The sequence below is a fragment of the Pseudomonas sp. PSB18 genome (assembly GCF_014596565.1).
GTDB lineage: Bacteria > Pseudomonadota > Gammaproteobacteria > Pseudomonadales > Pseudomonadaceae > Aquipseudomonas.
Map to the genome: position 1 here is coordinate 106651 of NZ_NOIN01000013.1, position 21187 is coordinate 127837.

General features: G+C 62.6%; 20 protein-coding genes. 12 read left to right on the forward strand and 8 right to left on the reverse strand.

What is annotated here, in order from left to right; genetic code table 11:
• The first annotated feature begins 1 nt into the window (after window position 1).
• Window positions 2-1645, forward strand: coding sequence for a ShlB/FhaC/HecB family hemolysin secretion/activation protein (locus tag CGA22_RS24085; RefSeq protein WP_041023063.1), 1644 nt, complete (start codon window positions 2-4; stop codon window positions 1643-1645).
• Between the two features lie 139 nt (window positions 1646-1784).
• Here the strand turns inward: CGA22_RS24085 and CGA22_RS24090 are convergent, their stop codons facing one another.
• Window positions 1785-2864 (reverse strand): endonuclease/exonuclease/phosphatase family protein, encoded by a 1080-nt coding sequence (locus tag CGA22_RS24090; RefSeq protein WP_041023062.1) that lies wholly within the window; start codon window positions 2862-2864, stop codon window positions 1785-1787.
• Window positions 2861-3520 carry a YciC family protein gene (locus CGA22_RS24095; RefSeq protein ID WP_041023061.1) on the reverse strand — a complete coding sequence of 220 codons (660 nt, stop codon included), beginning with the start codon at window positions 3518-3520 and terminating at the stop codon, window positions 2861-2863. The genes CGA22_RS24090 and CGA22_RS24095 overlap by 4 nt, the downstream gene beginning before the upstream one ends.
• A gap of 177 nt (window positions 3521-3697) precedes the next feature.
• On the opposite strand from CGA22_RS24095, the gene CGA22_RS24100 reads away from it, so the two are divergent.
• The 3 genes from CGA22_RS24100 (at window position 3698) to CGA22_RS24110 (ending at window position 5740) form a co-directional block, all read left to right on the forward strand.
• Window positions 3698-4468, forward strand: a complete 771-nt coding sequence (locus CGA22_RS24100; RefSeq protein ID WP_041023060.1) for a DUF2076 domain-containing protein — start codon at window positions 3698-3700, stop codon at window positions 4466-4468.
• A 158-nt stretch (window positions 4469-4626) separates the two neighbouring features.
• Window positions 4627-5106 carry an NYN domain-containing protein gene (locus tag CGA22_RS24105; protein WP_008012653.1) on the forward strand — a complete coding sequence of 160 codons (480 nt, stop codon included), beginning with the start codon at window positions 4627-4629 and terminating at the stop codon, window positions 5104-5106.
• Between the two features lie 22 nt (window positions 5107-5128).
• The gene (locus tag CGA22_RS24110) at window positions 5129-5740 is read left to right on the forward strand and encodes a PolC-type DNA polymerase III (RefSeq protein WP_024780299.1); all 612 of its coding nucleotides are present in this window, start codon (window positions 5129-5131) and stop codon (window positions 5738-5740) included.
• Between the two features lie 162 nt (window positions 5741-5902).
• On the opposite strand, the gene CGA22_RS24115 is transcribed toward CGA22_RS24110, so the two are convergent.
• Window positions 5903-6355 carry an Lrp/AsnC family transcriptional regulator gene (locus CGA22_RS24115; RefSeq protein ID WP_041023059.1) on the reverse strand — a complete coding sequence of 151 codons (453 nt, stop codon included), beginning with the start codon at window positions 6353-6355 and terminating at the stop codon, window positions 5903-5905.
• 161 nt (window positions 6356-6516) lie between these two features.
• Between CGA22_RS24115 and yedA the strand changes: the two genes are divergently transcribed.
• Window positions 6517-7419 (forward strand): drug/metabolite exporter YedA, encoded by a 903-nt coding sequence (yedA, locus tag CGA22_RS24120; protein WP_041023058.1) that lies wholly within the window; start codon window positions 6517-6519, stop codon window positions 7417-7419.
• A gap of 59 nt (window positions 7420-7478) precedes the next feature.
• Window positions 7479-8816, forward strand: a complete 1338-nt coding sequence (locus CGA22_RS24125) for a DEAD/DEAH box helicase (protein WP_041023057.1) — start codon at window positions 7479-7481, stop codon at window positions 8814-8816.
• 145 nt (window positions 8817-8961) lie between these two features.
• Here CGA22_RS24125 and CGA22_RS24130 read toward each other — a convergent pair whose 3' ends face one another.
• Window positions 8962-10197: a TIGR03862 family flavoprotein gene (locus tag CGA22_RS24130; RefSeq protein ID WP_041023056.1), complete on the reverse strand. Its 1236-nt coding sequence runs from the start codon at window positions 10195-10197 to the stop codon at window positions 8962-8964.
• A 265-nt stretch (window positions 10198-10462) separates the two neighbouring features.
• Window positions 10463-11383, reverse strand: a complete 921-nt coding sequence (locus CGA22_RS24135) for a histone deacetylase (protein WP_041023055.1) — start codon at window positions 11381-11383, stop codon at window positions 10463-10465.
• A 122-nt stretch (window positions 11384-11505) separates the two neighbouring features.
• On the opposite strand from CGA22_RS24135, the gene CGA22_RS24140 reads away from it, so the two are divergent.
• The 3 genes from CGA22_RS24140 (at window position 11506) to CGA22_RS24150 (ending at window position 13629) form a co-directional block, all read left to right on the forward strand.
• Window positions 11506-12075, forward strand: coding sequence for a GNAT family N-acetyltransferase (locus CGA22_RS24140; RefSeq protein WP_041023054.1), 570 nt, complete (start codon window positions 11506-11508; stop codon window positions 12073-12075).
• 94 nt (window positions 12076-12169) lie between these two features.
• Entirely contained in the window at window positions 12170-13039 is an 870-nt protein-coding gene (tesB, locus tag CGA22_RS24145; RefSeq protein WP_041023053.1) for an acyl-CoA thioesterase II, read from the forward strand.
• Entirely contained in the window at window positions 13036-13629 is a 594-nt protein-coding gene (locus CGA22_RS24150; RefSeq protein ID WP_041023052.1) for an HAD family hydrolase, read from the forward strand. Before tesB ends, CGA22_RS24150 begins: the two co-directional genes overlap by 4 nt.
• Before the next feature lie 125 nt (window positions 13630-13754).
• On the opposite strand, the gene CGA22_RS24155 is transcribed toward CGA22_RS24150, so the two are convergent.
• On the reverse strand, window positions 13755-14702 hold the full coding sequence (locus CGA22_RS24155) for an alpha/beta fold hydrolase (protein WP_041023051.1): 948 nt from the start codon (window positions 14700-14702) through the stop codon (window positions 13755-13757).
• Window positions 14703-15590, reverse strand: a complete 888-nt coding sequence (locus CGA22_RS24160) for a neutral zinc metallopeptidase (RefSeq protein ID WP_041023050.1) — start codon at window positions 15588-15590, stop codon at window positions 14703-14705.
• 219 nt (window positions 15591-15809) lie between these two features.
• Between CGA22_RS24160 and CGA22_RS24165 the strand changes: the two genes are divergently transcribed.
• Both CGA22_RS24165 and CGA22_RS24170 read left to right on the forward strand, forming a co-directional pair.
• Entirely contained in the window at window positions 15810-16586 is a 777-nt protein-coding gene (locus tag CGA22_RS24165) for an IclR family transcriptional regulator (protein ID WP_041023049.1), read from the forward strand.
• Between the two features lie 38 nt (window positions 16587-16624).
• Entirely contained in the window at window positions 16625-17503 is an 879-nt protein-coding gene (locus CGA22_RS24170) for a DMT family transporter (protein WP_041023048.1), read from the forward strand.
• Window positions 17504-17588: 85 nt separating this feature from the next.
• Here CGA22_RS24170 and CGA22_RS24175 read toward each other — a convergent pair whose 3' ends face one another.
• Complete coding sequence (locus tag CGA22_RS24175) at window positions 17589-18926, reverse strand: MFS transporter (RefSeq protein ID WP_188258730.1); 1338 nt, start codon at window positions 18924-18926, stop codon at window positions 17589-17591.
• Window positions 18927-19197: 271 nt separating this feature from the next.
• On the opposite strand from CGA22_RS24175, the gene quiC reads away from it, so the two are divergent.
• The gene (quiC, locus tag CGA22_RS24180) at window positions 19198-21099 is read left to right on the forward strand and encodes a 3-dehydroshikimate dehydratase QuiC (protein ID WP_041023047.1); all 1902 of its coding nucleotides are present in this window, start codon (window positions 19198-19200) and stop codon (window positions 21097-21099) included.
• The last annotated feature ends 88 nt before the right edge of the window (window positions 21100-21187 follow it).

The window sequence follows — 21187 nt, forward strand, 5'->3', positions numbered from 1 at the left end:
GATGTGTTGGACATTCCGCTTTCTACTGAGCTCGTTATCCGTGGCCCTGACCCTGGCGACCGCCCAGGCCGTCGCCGCTACCCCAGATGCCGGGCAGATCCTGCAAGAGCCGCGTGAACCCATGGTAGCGCCCACCAGCGAAGCCCCCGCGCTGACCATCGACAAGCCCCGTTTCGGCAGTGTGCCCGAAGGCGGCGCCCGGCTGCGGCTGACGGCCGTTCGCTTCAGCGGCAACACAGCGTTCAGCGCTGAAGTGCTGCAAGGCGTGGTGACCGATGCCGTGGGCAAGGAGCTGACCTTTGCTGACCTGAGCCGTTTGACCGATCGCGTCAGCCGGTATTACCGGGATGCGGGTTACCTGGTGGCCCGTGCCTATCTGCCGGCCCAGGAGGTCAAGAACGGCGAGCTGGAAATTGCCCTGCTGGAGGGCAACCTGGGTCAGGTAACGGTCACCAATACCGCAGGTTTGAAGGACTCGGCACTGGCACCCGTGCAAGCGTTGCCGCTCAATGCCCCGGTGCAGGAAAGCAGCCTGGATCGGGCGCTGCTCACCCTGTCGGACCTGCCCGGCACCCGCGTTCAGTCGACCTTGCGTCCCGGTAGCACGCTGGGGGCTTCGGACCTTCTGGTCGAGGTCCAGAAGACCCGCAGCGTTCAAGGCAGCGCCGACGTCGACAACTTCGGCAGCACCTACACCGGCGAATACCGTGCAGGCACCAGCCTCTACTGGAACAACCCACTGGATCGCGGCGACCAGCTCAGCTTGCGGCTGCAAACCAGCGACGCCGACATGCACTACGAGCGCCTGGGCTACCAGTTGCCCATGGGCAACTATGGCACCCGCGTCGGTGTAGCGGTCTCCCACATCGACTATCGGTTGGGCAAAAACTTCGAATCGCTGGACGCCGATGGCACTACCAACACCGCGAGCCTGTATCTGCGCCAGCCCTTGCTGCGCAGTCCGACGAGCAACTGGTATGGCCAGCTCCAGCTGGATGCCAAGAACCTGCGTGACACCGTGGGCATCACCTCTACCGTCACTGAGCAACGCCTGCGCAATGCCGTGCTGGGCATCAACGGCGACTGGCAGGACCGGTTGCTGGGCAGCAACAGCCTGGGCGTGAACCTGACGACGGGGCATTTGCAACTGGATGACGACAGCCAGGCACAAGACGCCGCCAGCGCCAGGAGCGCCGGGCACTTCAACAAGCTTGCCTACCAGATGCAACGGGTCCAGGCGCTGCTGCCGAACTGGTCGCTGGCCTTCAACTTCAGGGGGCAGAAGGCCGACGAAAACCTCAGCTCGGCGGAAAAATTCAGCCTCGGCGGCAGCGATGGTGTTCGGGCGTTCGCCCAGGGCGAGGCCATTGGTGACGAAGGCTGGCTGGCCAACCTGGCGCTGCGCTGGCAGCCGGTGCCGGGCTGGCAATTGCAGACGTTCTATGACGCGGGCACGGTGGCGATCAACCATCGCCGTTGGACTTCCGACGACAACCGCACGCATCTGGGCGGCGCAGGCCTGGGTCTGGGCTGGGGCACGGAAAAACTGGCGTTCTCGCTCACCTCGGCCTGGGCCACCGAAGGCAAGGACAGTGCCGATCAGCACGGGGCCAGGCTGTGGGCGCAGGCAGCGATAGGGTTCTGAGCGACAGATTCCGAATCAACAACACACCTGTGGGAGCGAGCCTGCTCGCGATAGCGATCTGTCAGCAATCGTACGATTGACTGACACCCCGTCATCGCGAGCAGGCTCGCTCCCACATTTGTTTGTGGTGAGCTTCAGATCAAGGCGTTACCGGCAGCAGGAACCGCGCAATCACCGGCAAGTGATCGGAGATGCGCAACGTGTCGTCCTGCCGCACCTGGGCCTCGACCCGTTTGATGCGCGGGCTGTAGAACAGGTAATCGACGGTGCGGTCCGGGCCGTTGAGGCCGGGGTCGTTAGGGTAGTGGGTCAGCCAGTGCGCACGGTCGATGCCGCTGGCCTCGTTGTTGGTGGGAATCATCGGGTACTTGTCCCACAGCAGGTGCAGCGGGCTGTCGGCGGAGTAGGGGGTGCGCTGTTCGGGCGGCAGGCGCAGGTACTGTCCCAGGGGCAGCAGGTTGAAGTCGCCGCCGATCAGCCAGGGCATGCCTCGGGATTCGAACTTGTCCAGGGCCTTGGCCACGGCAGTGACCTGCCTGGGCAGGGTTTCGTCCGGCTGCGTGGCCCGCTCCAGGTGCGTGTTGAGCACGGCCAGTTGGTTGCCATCGCTCAGCGGAATGTAGCTCACCAGCAAGGCATTCTTCGGTTGGAACTGGCGGCTGATGACGTTGGCCTCGGCCACCGGCAGTTGCACCCGTTCGGCGTGATCGATGCGGTAGCGGCTCAGCGTTGCCAATTGTCGGCCGACGCTGCCGAAGATATGGGGGCTGGGTATGAAATCGGCCTTCCAGTCGAAGGCGCTGGTGCTGCAGGGGTAAAGGTCGGCGAGCCGCTCCTGCAACAACTTGAGCTGGTCCTGGTAGTCGCTGGCCTTGGCGCCGTTGTCCAGTTCCTGCAGCAGGACGATGCCGGGTTGTTCGTCTCGGATGACCCGTGCCACTTCGTCGAGGCTGAAGGCCATGTCTTCCAGGGTCGGGCTTTCATCGTCGCCCTGGGCCAGGTCGTGCCAGAACACGTAGCGCTTGCCGGCCAGGAACTGGACGTTCCAGGTCATCACCTTGACCGCCTGGCCGGGCATCAGCGGTGCGGCGCTGGCGCTACAACTGACCGGCAGTGTTTCCCGGGCATGTGGGCGCCAGGTCAGGCTATAGATCGCCAAGGCGGTCAGGCAAAGGACCGACAACAGACCCAGCAGGGTGTAGCGCAGTAGACGGGTCATGGCTCGGTTTTTTCCCCCATCAGCATGAATATCCGAAACAGCACCACGCTGGTGAACAGTTGCAGGAAGCTGTGGACGCTGTCGATCAACAGGCCGAGCCAGGGGTTCTGGGGCGGCGGATACACCGAGACGCTGGCGCCCTTGAGCAGCCACAGCGGGGCCATCACGCCCATGATGCACAACAGGATCCGCCAGAACTGGCCGCGACTCATGCGCAGGCTTTCCTTCATCGCCGCCAACGGCGCCAGGCCTCGGAGCACCAGCAGGTATTCGCTGAACGCCAGGGTCACCATCAGCCACAGACCCGGCAGGATGTACAACGATATACCCAGCAGGATCAGCAGCGTGTTGAGGGCGGTCAGCAACGCGAAGCGCGGCCAGAGGGTCAGGGCCGCGGCAAGGAGGTCACGAATATGCGGCGATTCGCCTCGGCTGCGGGCGTCGAGAAACAGGATCAGCGCAGCGGTGTACACCGGATACACCAGCAGCCCGACGATCACGCTATAGCCGGGAAAGCCATCCGGGCCGACGGCGCTGTCGACGGCTTGTTGCAGCACGGCCTCGAGTATCACCAGCGGTAGGCACAGCTGGGCGATCCGGCCCAGATGGCGCTTGAAGAAATACAAAGAGTCGCGCAACACGTCAAACGGATTCATGAGTCGGGATCGCAGGTCCAGAAGCGGTCCGACACTTTAACCGATCAGGCACCCGCACAAGCAAACGTAAACATCAGGTAAAGACCATTGAAACCTTCGTGGCAAGCCCCATTACTGGTGGACGCCGGTTCTATTGAATCGGCTTGGTTTTCTACCCGGCAATCTGATGAGGTCGCCATGAACAGCGAAGAACAAACCCTGATCGATGGACTGTTTTCACGGCTGCAACAGGCCGAAAAGGATTCAGCCCCGCGCGACGCCCAAGCCGAGGCGCGGATCAAGGAGCACCTGGCGAGCCAGCCCGCGGCTGGCTATTTCATGGCCCAGGCGATTCTGGTGCAAGAGGCGGCAATCAAGCGCCTCGACGAGCAGAACAGGCAACTGGCCGAGCAAGTCCAGCAACTGCAGGCGGACCTGCAGGACGCCCGCAGCCAGGCTTCGGCACCCAGCGGCGGCGGTGGTTTCCTCTCGAGTATTTTTGGTGGCAGCAGTCGCGATTCGCGACCGGCCCCAGCCCCAAGCGCTCCGGCAACCGGCGGAGGCGGCTGGCGCGAACCGGCACGGCCTTCCTTCAACAATGCCCCGCCTCAGCAGGGCTTCGGTGCGCCGCCAGCGGGCTACGGCGCCCCGCAACAACAAGCCCCGGCGGCGAGCAGCTTCCTGGGTGGTGCCCTGAAAACCGCAGCCGGCGTGGCCGGTGGCGTGATGCTGGCGCAAGGTATCAGCAGTCTGTTCCACAGCGGCCAGCAGCCCCAGGAGATCGTCGAGATCATCAAGGAAGAGCCGGCCCAACCGGTCAACGACGTCGGTAACAGCGGCGACAACGGTTGGGGCGACGACCAGCGCATGGCCGACAACGATAGCTACGGCAACGACCAGGGCGGCTTCAGCGACGCGGACTACAGCGACGACGCTTCCTTCTTTGGCGACGACGATTCCTTCGTCTGACCTGCCATTCGTCCGGGGTGCCCGCGCGCCTCGGACCGATTATTCGCGGAATCCTCCTCCGGGCTGGCATACTGGGCGCCTTTTCGGGCCTGGTGGCCACATCGGCCACCAATGCCTGACCCAGAGCCTGCGCGCTTGTGCATTCAAGAGGAACCGCGGTGAAGAAAATCGCAGTGTTCGCCGATGTTCAGAACCTCTATTACACCGTGCGCCAGGCCTATGGTTGTCACTTCAACTACGCCGCCCTGTGGGCCGATGTCAGCAAACAAGGGCAGATCGTCGAGGCCTACGCCTATGCGATCGATCGCGGTGACAGCAAGCAGCAGCAATTCCAGCAGATCCTGCGCAACCTGGGTTTCATCGTGAAGCTCAAGCCCTACATCCAGCGCAGCGACGGCTCGGCCAAGGGCGATTGGGACGTGGGCATCACGCTCGACATCATGGACGCCGCCGACCATGTCGACGAGGTGGTGCTGGCCTCGGGTGACGGCGACTTCGACATGCTGCTCGAACGCATCATCAGCAAGCACGGTGTGCAGGCGGTGGCGTATGGCGTACCGGGGTTGACGGCCAACTCGCTGATCCGCGCCGCCAGTCGCTATGTGCCTATCGAAGGCGCGCTGCTGCTCAAGAATTGATCGTTACGGAGTTCAGACAGGTTTGGAACGCATCGCAGTCATCGACTTTGAAACCACCGGGATCACCCCGAGCAGCAGTTGTCGAGCCACGGAAATCGCCGTAGTGATTCTCGAGCAAGGCCGGATCGTCGACCGCTACCAGAGCCTGATGAATGCCGGCGTGCGGGTGCCGGCGTTCATCGAGCAACTGACCGGCATCAGCAATGCCATGCTGCGCAGCGCGCCGTCGGCCGAGCGGGTGATGAACGAGGTCAACGAGTTCGTCGGCATCACGCCGTTGCTGGCGCATAACGCCGCGTTCGACCAGAAGTTCTGGGACTTCGAACTGGGGCGGATCAAGCGCACCCGCCTGCAGAATTTTGCCTGTTCACTGCTGCTCGCCCGACGCCTGATGCCGGCCGCGCCGAACCACAAGCTCGGCACGCTCAATGCCTTCGCCGGCCTGCCCCATACCGGCCAGGCCCACCGGGCCATGGCCGACGCCGAAATGGCCGCCAACCTCACCGCGCACCTGGCGTCGGAACTGCGACACAAGCATGGGCTTCGGGAGCTGTCCCATGATCTGTTGTGCAGTCTGCAGAAGGTCCCGGCGGCGAAGATCAATGAGCATCTCAAGCGTCATCGCGGATTCTAGGACCACAGCCATCCATATGTGGGAGCGAGCCTGCTCGCGATGGCGGTGTGTCAGTCAGTGCAGATATTGACTGACCTGACGCTATCGCGAGCAGGCTCGCTCCCACAGGGTCTGATGGCGTATGAAAAAGCTGCGTACACCCGGTAACCCTGTGTGGGGCGGCTACTTCCCGTTGCCTTCCAACTGCCCCAACGGCACCCGCTTTTCAATGGCGCTGGACAGCACGATCGAGGTCTTGCTGAAGCCGAACTTGGCGATCCGGTTGATCAGTTCTTCCAGTTCCGGCATCGAGCCCACCGCCGCTTGCATGATCACGCAGGGATCGCCTGTCACCCGGTGGCATTCGGTCAATTGGGGGATTCTGCACAAGTCGTCGTAGACCTTCTGGTTGCCGTGCTGGTTCATCCGCAATTCGATCACGCACTGCACCGGCAGGCCGATCTTGGCCATGTCGACCTTGGCCTGGTAGCCGGTAATGATCCCGCTGGCCTCCAGCTTGCTGACCCGCTCGGCCACGGCCGGGGCCGAGAGGTTCACTTTGCGGGCCAGTTCGGCGTAGGACGCACGACCGTTTTCCAACAGGGCGCTGAGCAGCATGCGGTCGTATTTATCCACGGTTTGGCTTCCAAGTGACATGACTTTCGAAAGCACGGTTTATAGCGCTGATCTCCGTGGTTTGAAAAGTGTATGGGTTGGATAAACAGGTTTTGTAGCTTATTTTCCGTTCGGCGCCTTTCTAGAATAACGCTTCTCATTGTCCTGACTTCGAGCTGACCATGCCTGGCCCACGCCGTTTTCCACTGCCGCTGATCGCTGCCTTCTTCGCCCTGTACATCATCTGGGGTTCGACCTACCTGGTGATTCGCATCGGTGTGGAGCATTGGCCGCCGCTGTTGCTGGCCGGGATTCGCTTCGTGCTGGCCGGCTCGCTCATGTATGGCTTCCTGCGCTGGCGCGGGGCGCCGGCGCCGACCTGGGCGCAGTGGAAGGCTGGCGCCATCATCGGCGTGCTGCTGCTCAGTTTCGGCAACGGCGCGGTCAGCGTCGCCGAGCACACCGGCGTGGCGTCCGGGGTGGCGGCGTTGGCCGTGGCGACGGTGCCCTTGTTTACCCTGCTTTGCGGGTATTTCTGGGGCGCGCGTAATACGCGCCTGGAATGGGCAGGCATTGTGCTGGGGCTGATCGGCATCGCCATGCTCAACCTGGGCTCCAACCTGCAATCCAGTCCGCTGGGGGCCACCTTGCTGGTGTTCGCCGCGGCGTCGTGGGCCTTCGGCTCGGTGCTGAGCAAACATCTGCCGTTGCCGGCGGGAGCAATGGCCAGCGCCGTGGAAATGCTGGTGGGCGGCGTGGTGCTGCTGATCGGCAGTTTCGCCAGTGGCGAACACCTGGAACGCATCCCACCGTTCGAAGGCTGGTTCGCACTGGCCTACCTGACGTTCTTCGGTTCGATCATTGCCTTCAACGCCTACATGTATCTGCTCAAGCATGTACGGCCGGCGGCGGCCACCAGTTATGCCTACGTCAACCCGGCGGTGGCAGTGCTGCTGGGGATCGTGTTTGCCGGTGAAAGCATTGGCGTCGAAGAATCCCTGGCGATGCTGGTGATCATCAGTGCCGTGGTGTTGATCGGGCTGCCCCAGTGGCGCAAGCCCAAGCCTGCGCCGGTTGAATCCTGAATTAAGGTAAACTGCCGCGCATTGCACACCCTGCGCTGATTTTTTCCTACGGTACTTCCATGACTTTCGCCACCCTTGGCCTGATCGAACCCTTGCTGCGCGCCCTCGAGACGCTCGGCTACCAGACCCCGACCCCGGTGCAGGCCCAGGCCATGCCGGCGGTGCTGGCCGGTCGCGACCTGATGGCCGCGGCCCAGACCGGCACCGGCAAGACCGCCGGTTTCGCCGTGCCGCTGTTGCAGTTGCTGACCACCGAAGGGCCGAAAGTGGCCGCCAACTCGGTACGGGCGCTGATCCTGGTGCCGACCCGGGAACTGGCCGAGCAGGTCCATGAAAGCGTGCGCCAGTACGCGCAGAACCTGCCGTTGAGCACTTACGCCGTATACGGTGGCGTCAGCATCAACCCGCAGATGATGAAGCTGCGCAAGGGCGTCGACCTGCTGGTTGCCACGCCGGGGCGCTTGCTCGATCTGTTCCGGCAGAACGCGCTGAAGTTCAACCAGTTGCAGACCCTGGTGCTGGACGAAGCCGACCGCATGCTTGACCTGGGCTTCTCCGAGGAACTGGCGAATATCTACAAGGCGCTGCCGAAGAAACGCCAGACGCTGCTGTTCTCGGCGACCTTTTCCGACGCCATCCGTTTGCTGGCCGGGCAGATGCTCAATGATCCGCTGAGCATCGAAGTGAGCCCGCGTAACGTCGCCGCCAACACCGTCAAGCAATGGGTGGTGACGGTGGACAAGAAGCGCAAGCCGGAATTGTTCGTGCATCTGATGCGCAAGAATAAGTGGAAGCAGGTATTGGTGTTCGCCAAGACCCGCAACGGCGTCGATGCGTTGGTGGAAAAACTCCAGGGCCTGGGCGTCAACGCCGATGGCATTCACGGCGACAAACCCCAGGCCACCCGCCAGCGCGCGCTGGACCGTTTCAAGCTCGGTGAAGTCCAGATCCTGGTGGCCACCGACGTCGCCGCCCGTGGGTTGGATATCGAAGATCTGCCGCTGGTGGTGAATTTCGATTTGCCGATCGTCGCCGAAGATTATATCCATCGCATCGGCCGTACTGGCCGGGCGGGCGCCACGGGGCAAGCGATTTCCCTGGTGTGCGCCGATGAAGTGAACCTGCTGTCAGCCATTGAGATGTTGACCCGCCAGACGTTGACTCGTCAGATGGAGCAGGACTTCGAGCCTGAGCACCGCGTCCCGGATACCGACGCCAGTGGTCAGGTGGTCAAGAAACCGAAAAAGCCGAAGAAGCCCAAAACGTCGGGCGGTGGTGGCAAGCGCAACCTGGGCAAGTGGGTGGACAGCGGGGACTCGGCACCGGTGGAACCTTCGGTCAAGCCGGTGCGCAAAGTACCGGTGTTCAATACCGGGCCGCGTAAACGCAAGCCTTGATCGTTCCCACGCTCTGCGTGGGAATGCATCCGGGGACGCTCCGCGTTCCATCTTCCGCGTGGGAATGCATCCGAGGACGCTCCGCGTCCTAAAAGCCGAACGCGGAGCGTCCGTTGAGGCACTCCCACGCGGAGCGTGGGAATGATCACTGCCTTAAGAACTCCAGCATCCCCAACCCCGCCGCTCGCCCACTGGCGAAGCAAGCCGTCAGCAGATAACCGCCGGTCGGTGCTTCCCAGTCGAGCATTTCCCCCGCGCAGAACACGCCGGGTATCTGCTTGAGCATCAGGCGTTCATCCACGGCTTCGAACATCACGCCGCCGGCGCTGCTGATGGCTTCGTCCAGGGGGCGGGTTTTCACCAGCGTGATGGGCAATGCCTTGATGGCCTGGGCCAGGCGTGCCGGGTCGGCGAAGCCATCGGCCGGTGTGAGTTCGCGTAACAACGCCGCCTTGATCCCATCGATCCCCAACTGGCTGTGCAGGTGCTTGGCCATCGAGCGTGAGCCGCGCGGCTTGCTCAAGGCCTGGAGCACTTTATCCACAGGCCGGCCCGGCAACAGGTCCAGATGGATCGTCGCGCTGCCATGGCGATTGATGGCCTCGCGAATCGGTGCCGACAGGGCATAGATCAGGCTGCCTTCGATACCGGTGGCGGTGATCACGCACTCGCCAAGACGGGGGACGTCGTCGTTCAGGCCGATGGCGATGTTTTTCAGCGGAGCGCCGGCGAACCTGCTGACCATCAGGTCGCTCCAGGCGTGCACGTCGAAGCCGCAGTTGCTGGGTTGCAACGGCGCGAGGGCGACACCGCGCTGTTCCAATGCCAGCATCCAGGCGCCGTCGGAGCCCAGACGCGACCAACTGCCGCCGCCCAGCGCCAGCAGCGTGGCGTCGGGTTGCAGCGTCTTTTCACCTTCCGGGCTGGCTATTCGCAGGCTGTTGTCGGGGTTCCAGCCGAGCCAGCGATGCCGCGTGTGAATCGCCACGCCGGCATCGCGCAGGCGCTTGAGCCAGGCACGCAGCAGCGGGGCGGCTTTCATGTCGGTGGGGAACACCCGTCCGGAACTGCCGACAAAGGTGTCGATGCCCAGCCCGTGAATCCAGGTGCACAGCTCATCCGCCCCGAATGCCCGTAGCAACGGGGCGATATGCGCGGCGCGTTCGGCGTAGCGGGACAGAAATGCCGGGAAGGCTTCCGAGTGGGTGATATTCATGCCGCCGACGCCGGCCAGCAGAAACTTCCTGCCCACCGAGGGCATGCTGTCGTACAGGTCGACCTGAATGCCGGCCTGGCTCAACACCTCGGCCGCCATCAGGCCGGCAGGGCCGCCGCCAATGATGGCGACGGTTGGGGTGGTGGATGGGGCGGTCGAGGTCATGGCGTGGACTGTAGAGAGGGGAATAAGCGCGGCATTCTATCAGCACGAAAATCCTGTGGGAGCGAGCCTGCTCGCGATTGCGGTGGATCAGCGACATCAATGTGGATGGTGGACCGCTATCGCGAGCAGGCTCGCTCCCACAGGGGGATAATGTGGTTAAAAAACAACCAGCCCTCTGCAAGCTATACCCGATATAGCCTGTAGGCCGTTTCGCTCAGGTTATCCACAGGCCGCTCCACAGGCATTGTGGGTAAGCACCCAGGTTTCAATGACACCCTGATGACGTCCAGACCTTTTGTGCGCTGTGATGCAGGATCCCGTGGCGTCGGGCCAGGGCCCTGCGGTCCTTGCTGTAGCCGCCGCCGATCACGCCCACCACCGGGATGTCGCGCCCGAGACAATGGCGCATGACGCTCTCGTCCCGGGCGGCAAGCCCTTCGTCTGTCAGCTTCAGGTAACCGAGGGCGTCGTCCTTGTGCACATCGACACCGGCGTCGTAGAGCACCAGGTCCGGCTGGTAGAGCGGCAACAGGTAGTTGAGGGCGTCATCCACCACTTGCAGGTACGCCGAGTCTTCCATGCCCATCGGCAGCGGAATGTCCCAGTCGCTTTGGGCCTTGCGTGCGGGAAAATTCTTTTCGCAGTGCAAGGAAACTGTCACTGCGTCCGGGGTGTCATGGAGTATTCGGGCGGTACCGTCGCCCTGATGCACATCGCAGTCGAAAATCAGCACCCGCGAAACACGGCCACTGGCGAGGAAATAGCGGCTGATCACCGCCAGGTCGTTGAAAATGCAAAACCCGGCAGGGTGGTCGTAGTGGGCATGGTGGGTGCCTCCGGCCAGATGACAGGCCAGCCCGTGCTCGAGAGCTTGTTCGGCCGCCAGCAGCGAACCGCCCACGGCCCGTACCGTTCGCCGGGCCAGGGCTTCGCTCCAGGGCAGGCCAAGCCGCCGTTGGTCTTCGCGGGACAACTCGCCGCTCATGTAGCGTTCGATATAGGCGCGGTCGTGGGCCAGGGCGAGGATCTCGGGCGGGCACAGCGACGGGCGCAACAGGTCCGCGTCGCGGGTCAGCCCGCTGTCCACCAGGTGGTCGCGCAGCAGGCGGAATTTGTCCATGGGGAAACGGTGTTCCGCCGGGAATTCGGGACTGTAGTCTTCGTGATAGATAAGCGGCAGCGGCATGGTGTTTTCAGCGGTGATTGAATGACCAATCCTACCAGCGATGTAGACTCTAGTGGCGTGTGTGGCTCATTCGTGTACTCAAATTAACCGTACAGGCCAATGGGCAAGGAAGGTGAGTAAAGATGGAGCCGATACTGGAGCTGGAAAGTGCGCGATTGCTCATGCGGCAGTGGCGCGACGAAGATTTGCCGGCGTTTGCGGCCATGTCTGCCGATCCGCAGGTGATGCGTTATTTCCCGGCCCCCCTGAGCCGCCTTGAAAGTGCCGCGCTGATCGGGCGCGTGCGTGGGCATTTTGCCGAACATGGTTTTGGCTTGTGGGCGCTGGAGCGCAAGGACACTGGTGCGTTTATCGGTTTTACCGGGCTGGGTGTGGTGGGGTTCGACGCGCACTTCACGCCGGCGGTCGAGATCGGCTGGCGCCTGGCCCGGGAGCACTGGGGCCTGGGTTATGCCAGCGAAGCCGCCTGGACGGCGTTGCGCTGTGGGTTTGACCGCCTGGGCCTGGACGAAGTGGTGGCATTCACCTCGACCGATAACCTGCCGTCGCAAAAGGTCATGCAGGCGATCGGCATGCATCATGACCCGGCCGACGATTTCGAACATCCAAAACTCGCGGTCGATCATCCATTGCGTCACCATGTGCTCTATCGCATCAACCGGGAGCAGTGGTTGCAGACCCTGCACGGTTAACCGACACGGACGTCTACACTGCCCGCCAGAATGGGCAACAATTGATCCACCGTCGCGGCGCAGACTGCGCGGTGTGCTGTGTGAGGAAGTCTGAATGAGCCACGTGTTGGAAGATCTGGTCGACCTGCTGACCCTGGAACCGATCGAAGAAAATCTGTTTCGCGGCCGCAGCCAGGACCTGGGGTTCCGCCAGTTGTTCGGCGGCCAAGTGCTGGGCCAGTCGCTGTCGGCGGCCAGCCAGACGGTGGAAGAGGCGCGCCATGTGCATTCGATGCACGGCTATTTTTTGCGTCCGGGCGACGCGGCGTTGCCGGTGGTCTACCAGGTGGACCGGGTACGTGACGGCGGCAGCTTCAGTACCCGCCGGGTGACGGCGATCCAGAAAGGTCATCCGATTTTCACCTGCAGTGCGTCGTTCCAGTACGACGAGCAGGGTTTCGAACATCAGAGCACCATGCCCCAGGTCGTCGGCCCGGAAAACCTGCCTTCCGAACTGGAGCTGACCCAGCAGCGGGCGCACCTGTTGCCCGAGCACATGCGGGAAAAACTGCTGTGCCCCAAGCCGATCGAGGTGCGCCCGGTCACGGAAAAAGATCCCTACAACCCGCAGCCAGCCGATCCGGTCAAATACGTGTGGTTCCGCGCCGATGGCGCCCTGGCGGATTCGCCGGCGTTGCACAAATACCTGCTGGCCTACGCTTCGGACTTCGGCCTGCTGACCACGTCGATGCTGCCCCATGGCAAGTCCGTCTGGCAGAAGGACATGCAGGTCGCCAGCCTCGACCACGCCTTGTGGTTCCACGCCGACCTGCGTGCCGACGATTGGTTGCTCTACGCCATGGACAGCCCTTGGGCCGGCAATTCCCGCGGGTTTTCCCGTGGCAGCGTGTTCAACCGCGCCGGGCAACTGGTGGCCTCGGTGACCCAGGAAGGCCTGATCCGCCATCGCAAGGACTGGGCATGAGCCTGGTGGATGTACGGCACTGGGTGTTCGACATGGATGGCACGCTGACCGTCGCCGTGCATGATTTCGCGGCGATCCGCGTGGCCCTGGCGATTCCGGCCGAAGACGACATCCTGACCCACTTGGCGGCATTGCCGGCGGATGAAGCCGCCGCCAAGCATGCCTGGCTGCTGGAGCACGAGCGGGACCTGGCGCTGGGCTCCAGGCCGGCGCCGGGCGCTGTCGAGCTGGTACGTGACTTGGCCGGGCGTGGCTATCGCCTGGGGATCCTGACCCGCAACGCCAGGGAACTGGCCCATGTGACACTTGAGGCCATTGGCCTGGCCGATTGTTTCGCCGTGGAGGACGTGCTGGGGCGTGACGAAGCACCGCCCAAGCCGCACCCGGGTGGCCTGTTGAAGCTGGCCGAGGCCTGGAACGTGGCGCCGGCGGACATGGTCATGGTCGGCGATTACCGCTTCGACCTGGACTGCGGCCGTGCGGCGGGTACGCGCACCGTGCTGGTGAACCTGCCGGACAATCCGTGGCCGGAGTTGACGGATTGGCATGCCCGGGATTGTGGTGAGTTGCGGCGGATGATTTCGGCTTGAGAGACAGGTCGGCAGGTCAATCGCTATCGCGAGCAGGCTCGCTCCCACAATAGATCTGCTGTGAACGCCGATGTTGTAACCGACACAGCTTTCCTGTGGGAGCGAGCCTGCTCGCGATGAGGCCTTTACTGCCCGAACAAGGCCTTCAGCCCCTCAGCTGAATTGAACATCCCATTCCCATCATGCCCCACGCCGGGCACTTCGATCAGTCGCTGGTTCAGCCCCTCGGGGTGACGTCGGGTCAGGTAGTCGAAGAAGAAATGCCCGCGCAGCAACCGATACGGCCCTTGGGTCTGCGCCTCACAGCTTTTATCCAGCGCCGGGTGTTCCGGGTCGACATCCTGTTGCCCGAGCAGGTAGGTGATGTCGCGCTTGATGTAGTTCTCCTCCAGTTGGGCAGGTGTTTGCCCGTTGGCATAGGCGGGGAGGTTGAGCAGGCCGTATTTCCAGCGATTGAAAGCGGGGCAGCCAGCAGGGTCGAAAGCCATGGGCCGCTGTGCATCGAAGTAGGCATAGGACGACGGGTTGGCGATGACGAAGCGCGGGGCGATCCGGTACTGCCCATGGGCGAGCAGGGCATAGCGCTGAACCACCTGGGCGCCGCCGGAATGACCGGCGATGACGATTTCCTTCACGTCGGGAAACTGCTGTCGGTCGCTGACCCGCGCAACGATGTCGTCGAGAACCTGGTAGGAACTGACCGGACTCGGTCCTGTGGATAAGCCACCTGCCATCCAGTCGTTGCCTTGCCAGCGCAGCAGGTCGTTGGGGAGTTGATGACGAGCGACGTCCTGCTCGTTGAGAAACTGTGGGGCGATGATCAGCGTGGTGGCGAGTTGTCCGGCCTGGCTGGCGGCTTTCTCGGCGCTATGCAGGTAGGTGTCGGCATTGCGCAGCCGCCCATGGAGGATGATCAGCACACGTTGGATAGACGTCGGGGGCGGGCTCACCGCGACAACCATGCTGCCGCCCTTGAGTTGCAGTCGCCCCTGCGCCACCGTGTTCACAGCGTGTTCGTCAGCCTGGGCGAAGAGGCTGCATAACACCAGTACGATCGAGGCGGCCCATTTCATCTACAGGTTTTTCGCCGCAAACGTGTCGCATTGGCTGACCTGGCCCTGGGCGAACCCGGCCTTGAACCAGCGCACCCGTTGCGCCGAAGTGCCGTGGGTAAAGGAGTCCGGCACCACGCGCCCCTGGCCTTGTTGCTGCAAGCGATCGTCACCGATGGCGTTGGCGGCGTTCAAGGCTTCTTCAACGTCTCCGGGCTCCAGCCAGTTCAGGCGCTTCTGCGCATGGTTGGCCCAGACGCCGGCCAGGCAATCGGCCTGCAATTCCTGACGCACCAGCAACCCGCCGTCGCCTTCCATCTGCCGGCCTTGCTGGCGAGCCTCCTGGATTTTTGCTGACACACCGAGCAAGGTCTGCACATGGTGGCCGACTTCATGGGCGATGACATAAGCCTGGGCGAAGTCCCCGGCGGCGGAAAAACGCTGGGACATCTCCTTGAAGAAGCTCATGTCCAGGTAGACCTGCCGATCCGCCGGGCAATAGAACGGCCCGGTGGCCGATGAGGCGAGGCCGCATGCCGAGTTGACCCGACCGCTGAACAGCACCAGCTTGGGTTGCTGGTATTGGCGTCCGGCCTGCTGGAAGACCTGGCCCCAGGTGTCTTCGGTATCACCGAGGATCGAACGAACGAACTCGGCCTGTTCGTCATTGGCCGGTGGCGCCTGGCGGGTTTGAGAGGAGGGCGGTGCGGACTGATCCATCTGCCCGGCCAACTGTCCGAGGATCTGCATCGGATCCTGGCCGGTGATCCAGCCGATGCCGACGATCAGCAGAATGGCCGTCAGGCTCAGCCCCTTGCCGCCGCCAAAGCGCATCCCGCCACCGCCGCCGTCACCATCGCCACGGGCGTCCACCACGTTGTCACTGCGGCGACCTTTTTTCCATAGCATGTGGGAGTCCTCTGATTGACCGTGTGGACAGTGTTGCCGTTGAGTGGGAATGCTGCCAGTGGCAAGCGTGGTTTTTGAGGCCTGGATGCGTGCCCTTCCTGAAGCTTTCAGGCAATGGTTGCAGGTTTTGGTTCATCGATGGATGAATACTGTATCCGGTTCCAGAATTTGCATTAAACTCAGCATATTCTGGAATTGACTGCTTTAATCAGGATGCCCATGGCTGGAAGTCAAATTGAACGGGTTTTCGATGTGCTGGAAACTCTCGCCAGCGAACCTCGCGGCTGGCCACTTCAAGGGCTGGCCGAACAACTGCAGATCCCCAAGAGTGCCACGCACCGCCTGCTCGCCGAACTGATGCGCCTGGGCTACGTGCGCCAGAACGCCGAGAACCTGCGTTATCACGTGTCTACCCGGCTGATCGCCTTGGGGTTTCGCTATCTCTCGCGCAGCGGCGCCGACATCGTGCAGCCGGTGCTGGACCGTCTGGCCCGGGAAACCGGTGAGCTGGTGCGCCTGGGCGTCATCGAAGGGGATCGCCAGACCTGGATCGCCAAGTCCCAAGGGGCGCGGTCCGGTTTGCGCTACGACCCGGACATGGGCCGCGAGACGCCGCTGTTCTACACGGCGTCGGGCCATGCCTGGCTGGCGTGCATGAGCGACGCCGAGGCGCTGGCGCTGGTCGAGCGCCAGGCTGCGCAGGTGCCCGTCGACGTAGGGCCAAATGCGCCCCACAGCACCCATGAACTGCTCGAATACCTTCGTGCGGCCCGCGAGCAGGGGTATGCCTGTGTCGAGGAGAGCTCGGCGGTCGGCACTTCGGCCATTGCCGCCGTGGTGCGTCATCCGCAGGACGGTCGGATCGTCGGCGTACTCAGCGTTGCCGGACCCAGCGCGCGGATGACGCGGGCGCGGTTGCATGAATTGGCCCCGACCTTGCTGGTGTTTGCCGAGGAATTGTCGCAAGCGAGTCAGGCGTCGGAGCTGTTCAGCTGACACTCGCAGATATTGGCCCTACCACCCAGGATCACCCCATGACCGTCAGCACCCCGCTTTCCGGTGTCAATCAGGCCTTCAAGGGCATCCTGCTGATTGTTTTCGCGACGTTCCTGTTTTCCAGCCATGACGCCTTGTCGAAATACCTCTCGGGTTTCTATCCGATCATCATGGTGGTGTGGGCGCGCTATGTGGTGCATACCCTGCTGATGGCGGGCATCTTCCTCCCGCGCTCGGGGTTGCGGGTGCTGCGCACGAAGCGCCCGTTGTGGCAGTTTGCGCGGGCGTTGTGCCTGCTGGGCACGAGTCTGTTTTTCACCACGTCGCTGCTGTATATCCCGTTGGCCGAGGCGACGGCGGTCAACTTCCTGGCCCCCGTGCTGGTCACGGCGTTGTCGGTGCCGCTGCTGGGCGAGCGGGTGACACGCGGTCAATGGGTGGCGGTGATTTTCGGCTTCATCGGGGTGCTGATCATTGTCCATCCTGGCGGAGACCTGTTCACACCGGCCGTGCTGTTGCCATTCTGCTCGGCGCTGTTCTTCTGTTTCTATCAGTTGCTCACGCGCAAGCTCAGCGAAGTCGACAGCCCGACCACCAGCAACTTCTTCGCCGGCCTGTGCAACACATTGGTGATGAGTGCACTGGTGCCGTTCTTCTGGCAGGTGCCGAGCCTGTTGCATGGCGCGATGATGCTGGCGCTGGGGGCCTGTGGGATGACGGCGCACCTGATGCTGACCCAGGCCTTCCGCGTTGCCGCCCCGGCGTTGCTGGCACCCTTCAGCTATTGCCAGATCGTGTTCGCCGGCCTGCTGGGGTGGCTGCTGTTCAGCCACACGCCGACGCTGACCACGGTGCTGGGTATTGTGCTGATCTGTCTCAGTGGGTTGGCCGCGGCTTGGCAGCAGCGGCGCAGATGACACGGACAACCTGTGGCGAAGGAGTCTTGTGGGAGCAAAGCTTTGCTCCCACAGATTTCTCTGGGATCTCGCTTCACCGCGTGAATCAGTTTTCCAGCGTCGGAACCTTGCGCGGCGCCATGAAGTACAGCCAGGTCAGGGCAATGAAGTACATCGCCGGGATCAGGGTGAACAGCACGGTGTAGTTGTTGTGGGTCACCGTCAGGATGTGTCCCACCAACTGGGTCATGAACATCCCGCCAACGGCCGCGCACATGCCGCCGAAGCCGAACACCGTGCTCATCATGTGTTTGGGCGTGTAGTCCATCACCAGGCTCCAGATGTTGGCCGTCCAGGCCTGGTGTGCGCCGATGGCCAGGGAAATGGCGAACACCGCCATCCACAGGTTGCTGGCGCCCGCGGCCATGATCACGCCGACGATGCAGCAGGCGAACAGCAACATGGAGACCAGCCGTGCCTTGATCGGATTCAGCCCGCGACCGATCAGGAACGAAGACAGGATGCCGCCGCCCACGCTGCCGAAGTCGGCGGTGAGGTAGATGATGATCAGTGGGATGCCCATCTGGGTCACGTTGATGCCCAGGCTGTATTGCTGGTTCAGGAACGGTGGCAGCCAGTAGAGGTAGAACCAGAACACCGGCGCCGTGATCGAGTAGGCCAGGGCGAACGCCCAGGTACCGCGCATGCGCAGGATACGGGAGAAGGGCACGCGGGTTTGGTCCGGTTCGCTTTCACGCTGGATGTAGTCCAGTTCCGACTGCTTGACGCTGGGGTGGTCTTCCGGGTTGAAGTATTTCAAGCCCCAGAACAACAACCAGATCCCGCCCAAGGCCGCCATGCACAGGAACGCAGCCTGCCAGCCCCACACTTGCAGGACCAGCGGCAGCAGCATGGGCGTAAACATGGCGCCGACGTTGGTCCCGGCGTTGAAAATGCCGGTGGCCACCGCCCGTTCACCCGCCGGGAACCATAGCCGGGTGGTCTTCACACAGGCGGGGTAGTTGGCGGCTTCGGTGAGGCCCAGGATGAAGCGGCAGACCATGAAGCCCGCCGCGGAAGTCGCCAGGCCATGGGCACCGGTCGCCAGGCTCCAGAGCAGCACGGCGAAGAAGAATACGCGCTTGACGCCGATCCGATCGATCAACCGGCCCTGCAGTATGAAGCCGACCGCATAGCCGACCTGGAACCAGAAGTTGATGTTGGCGTAATCCATCGCCGTCCAGCTCATTTCCTTGGCCAGGATGGGCTGCATCACGCCCAGGGCGGCGCGGTCGATGTAGTTCAGCGTGGTGGCGAAAAACACCAGTGCGAGCATGCCCCAACGGGTCTTGCCCACGGCCAGGGCGCCGCGGATCTTGTCGCCAACGCCGCCGGTCGTGACGCCCATGCCTGAAGTCAAGGAGGAACTTTGGGAAGGATTCATAGGGTGTACCCGTTTTTGAAATTCTTATGGGGTGATCGGTATTTCATCCATTGATGTCGGCGCTTCGGGCCGGCAGCAATGTGGAGCGATGGTGCTCAGTGGGCGAAAAGTCGTCAATTCGCCCCAAGGCATTTTGTTCGATAATCGCCCAAAAAACTAACTGGATGGTACATATTAAATTGCTGAAAGGCAGTGGCGCCTCAATAATCTGTTCACTCTTTCAAAAGCGGCGAACCTTCTGTAGCCGATGTCTGTCCCGGGAGCCGAACCCATGCAGCGTTCCATTGCCACCGTATCCTTGAGCGGTACTCTGCCTGAAAAACTCGAAGCCATTGCCGCCGCCGGTTTTGACGGGGTGGAAATCTTCGAGAACGACCTGCTCTATTACGACGGCAGCCCTCGGGAAATCCGGCAGATGTGTGCTGACCTGGGCATCGCGATCACGCTGTTCCAGCCGTTTCGTGACTTTGAGGGTTGTCGCCGTGATCGCCTGACACGCAACCTGGAACGCGCCGAGCGCAAATTCGACCTGATGCAGGAACTCGGCACTGACCTGGTGCTGGTATGCAGCAACGCCTCGGCCGACAGCCTGGGGGATGAGCGGATTCTGGTGGATGACCTGCGGCTGCTGGCCGAACGGGCCGGTGCGCGGGGTTTGCGCATCGGTTACGAGGCGCTGGCCTGGGGGCGGCACGTGAATACTTATCAACAGGTCTGGAACATTGTGCGCCAGGCCGATCACCCCAGCCTGGGGGTCCTGCTCGACAGCTTCCATACCTTGTCCCTCAAGGGCGACCCGAGCGCCATCGCCGAGATCCCTGGCGAGAAGATTTTCTTCGTGCAGATGGCCGACGCGCCGATCCTGGCGATGGATGTGCTGGAGTGGAGCCGGCATTTCCGTTGTTTCCCGGGGCAGGGCGAATTCGACCTGCCGGGCTTCCTGGCGCCGATCATCAAGAGCGGCTATACCGGGCCACTGTCGCTGGAGATCTTCAACGACGGTTTCCGCGCCGCGCCGCCACGGGCCAATGCCGCCGATGGCCTGCGTTCGTTGCTGTACCTGGAGGAGAAGACCCGCCAGCGCCTGGCCGCGGAAGCCGCGCCGGTGACCAACCTCGATACATTGTTTGCCCCGCCATCAGCCAGCGAATACGACGGCATCGAGTTTATCGAATTCGCCGTGGACGATAACCTCGGGGCCAAGCTGTCCCACTGGCTGGAACGGTTGGGATTCGTCAAGGCCGGCCAGCATCGCTCGAAGAATGTGAGCCTGCTGCGCCAGGGTGATATCAACCTGATCCTCAACAGCGAGCCGTACTCCTTTGCCCACAGCTTCTTCGAAGCCCATGGGCCGTCGTTGTGCGCCACCGCCATACGGGTAAAAGACAGTGCCAGCGCCCTGAAGCGGGCGGTGGATTACAAAGGGCAACCCTATCGCGGCCTGGTGGGGCCCAACGAATTGGAACTGGCGGCGGTCCGCGCACCGGACGGCAGCCTGATCTACCTGGTGGACCAGGAGGCGGACGTCTACGGGACGGATTTCAATCTGCAACCGGGTGCCGTCATCGGGGCCGGGCTCAAGCGTATCGACCACATGGCGATGGCGTTGCCGGCCGACAGCCTCGACAGTTGGGTGCTGTTCTACAAGAGCCTGCTGGATTTCGAAGCCGATGACGAAGTGGTGTTGCCCGACCCTTATGGCCTGGTGAAAAGTCGGGCCTTGCGCAGTCGCTGCAGTTCGATCCGCTTGCCCCTGAACATTTCCGAAAACCGCAACACCGCGATCTCTCACGCGCTGTCGAGCTACCGCGGTTCCGGCGTGCATCACATCGCCTTCGACTGCGATGACATCTTCGCCCAGGTCAGCCGCGCCAAGGAGGCCGGTGTGCCATTGCTGGATATTCCACTCAACTACTACGACGACCTGGCGGCACGTTTCGATTTCGACGACGAGTTTCTCAGCGAATTGGCATATTTCAACGTGTTGTACGACCGCGACGCCCAGGGCGGTGAACTGTTTCATGTCTACACCGAACCGTTCGAAGGGCGATTCTTCTTTGAGATCATCCAGCGCAAGAACGGTTATGCTGGGTATGGCGCCGCCAACGTTGCGGTGCGGCTGGCGGCCATGGCCAAGTCCCGCAGCGGTGGCTTGCGGCACGCCAAGTTGTAGGGAAATCGTAAATGCGGCAGTAAAACGGCAATCCTGTGCCTTCCTTCACTGCACGGTGCAGCCCATAATCGCCAGCCTGTGCAGTGAT

Coding starts and splice junctions, on each gene's coding strand:
- CGA22_RS24085 (WP_041023063.1), top strand. CDS start 2: ATGTGTTGGACATTCCGCTTTCTACTGAGCTCGTTATCCGTGGCCCTG.
- CGA22_RS24090 (WP_041023062.1), bottom strand. CDS start 2,864: ATGACCCGTCTACTGCGCTACACCCTGCTGGGTCTGTTGTCGGTCCTT.
- CGA22_RS24095 (WP_041023061.1), bottom strand. CDS start 3,520: ATGAATCCGTTTGACGTGTTGCGCGACTCTTTGTATTTCTTCAAGCGC.
- CGA22_RS24100 (WP_041023060.1), top strand. CDS start 3,698: ATGAACAGCGAAGAACAAACCCTGATCGATGGACTGTTTTCACGGCTG.
- yedA (WP_041023058.1), top strand. CDS start 6,517: ATGCCTGGCCCACGCCGTTTTCCACTGCCGCTGATCGCTGCCTTCTTC.
- CGA22_RS24125 (WP_041023057.1), top strand. CDS start 7,479: ATGACTTTCGCCACCCTTGGCCTGATCGAACCCTTGCTGCGCGCCCTC.
- CGA22_RS24130 (WP_041023056.1), bottom strand. CDS start 10,197: ATGACCTCGACCGCCCCATCCACCACCCCAACCGTCGCCATCATTGGC.
- CGA22_RS24135 (WP_041023055.1), bottom strand. CDS start 11,383: ATGCCGCTGCCGCTTATCTATCACGAAGACTACAGTCCCGAATTCCCG.
- CGA22_RS24140 (WP_041023054.1), top strand. CDS start 11,506: ATGGAGCCGATACTGGAGCTGGAAAGTGCGCGATTGCTCATGCGGCAG.
- tesB (WP_041023053.1), top strand. CDS start 12,170: ATGAGCCACGTGTTGGAAGATCTGGTCGACCTGCTGACCCTGGAACCG.
- CGA22_RS24150 (WP_041023052.1), top strand. CDS start 13,036: ATGAGCCTGGTGGATGTACGGCACTGGGTGTTCGACATGGATGGCACG.
- CGA22_RS24155 (WP_041023051.1), bottom strand. CDS start 14,702: ATGAAATGGGCCGCCTCGATCGTACTGGTGTTATGCAGCCTCTTCGCC.
- CGA22_RS24160 (WP_041023050.1), bottom strand. CDS start 15,590: ATGCTATGGAAAAAAGGTCGCCGCAGTGACAACGTGGTGGACGCCCGT.
- CGA22_RS24165 (WP_041023049.1), top strand. CDS start 15,810: ATGGCTGGAAGTCAAATTGAACGGGTTTTCGATGTGCTGGAAACTCTC.
- CGA22_RS24170 (WP_041023048.1), top strand. CDS start 16,625: ATGACCGTCAGCACCCCGCTTTCCGGTGTCAATCAGGCCTTCAAGGGC.
- CGA22_RS24175 (WP_188258730.1), bottom strand. CDS start 18,926: ATGAATCCTTCCCAAAGTTCCTCCTTGACTTCAGGCATGGGCGTCACG.
- quiC (WP_041023047.1), top strand. CDS start 19,198: ATGCAGCGTTCCATTGCCACCGTATCCTTGAGCGGTACTCTGCCTGAA.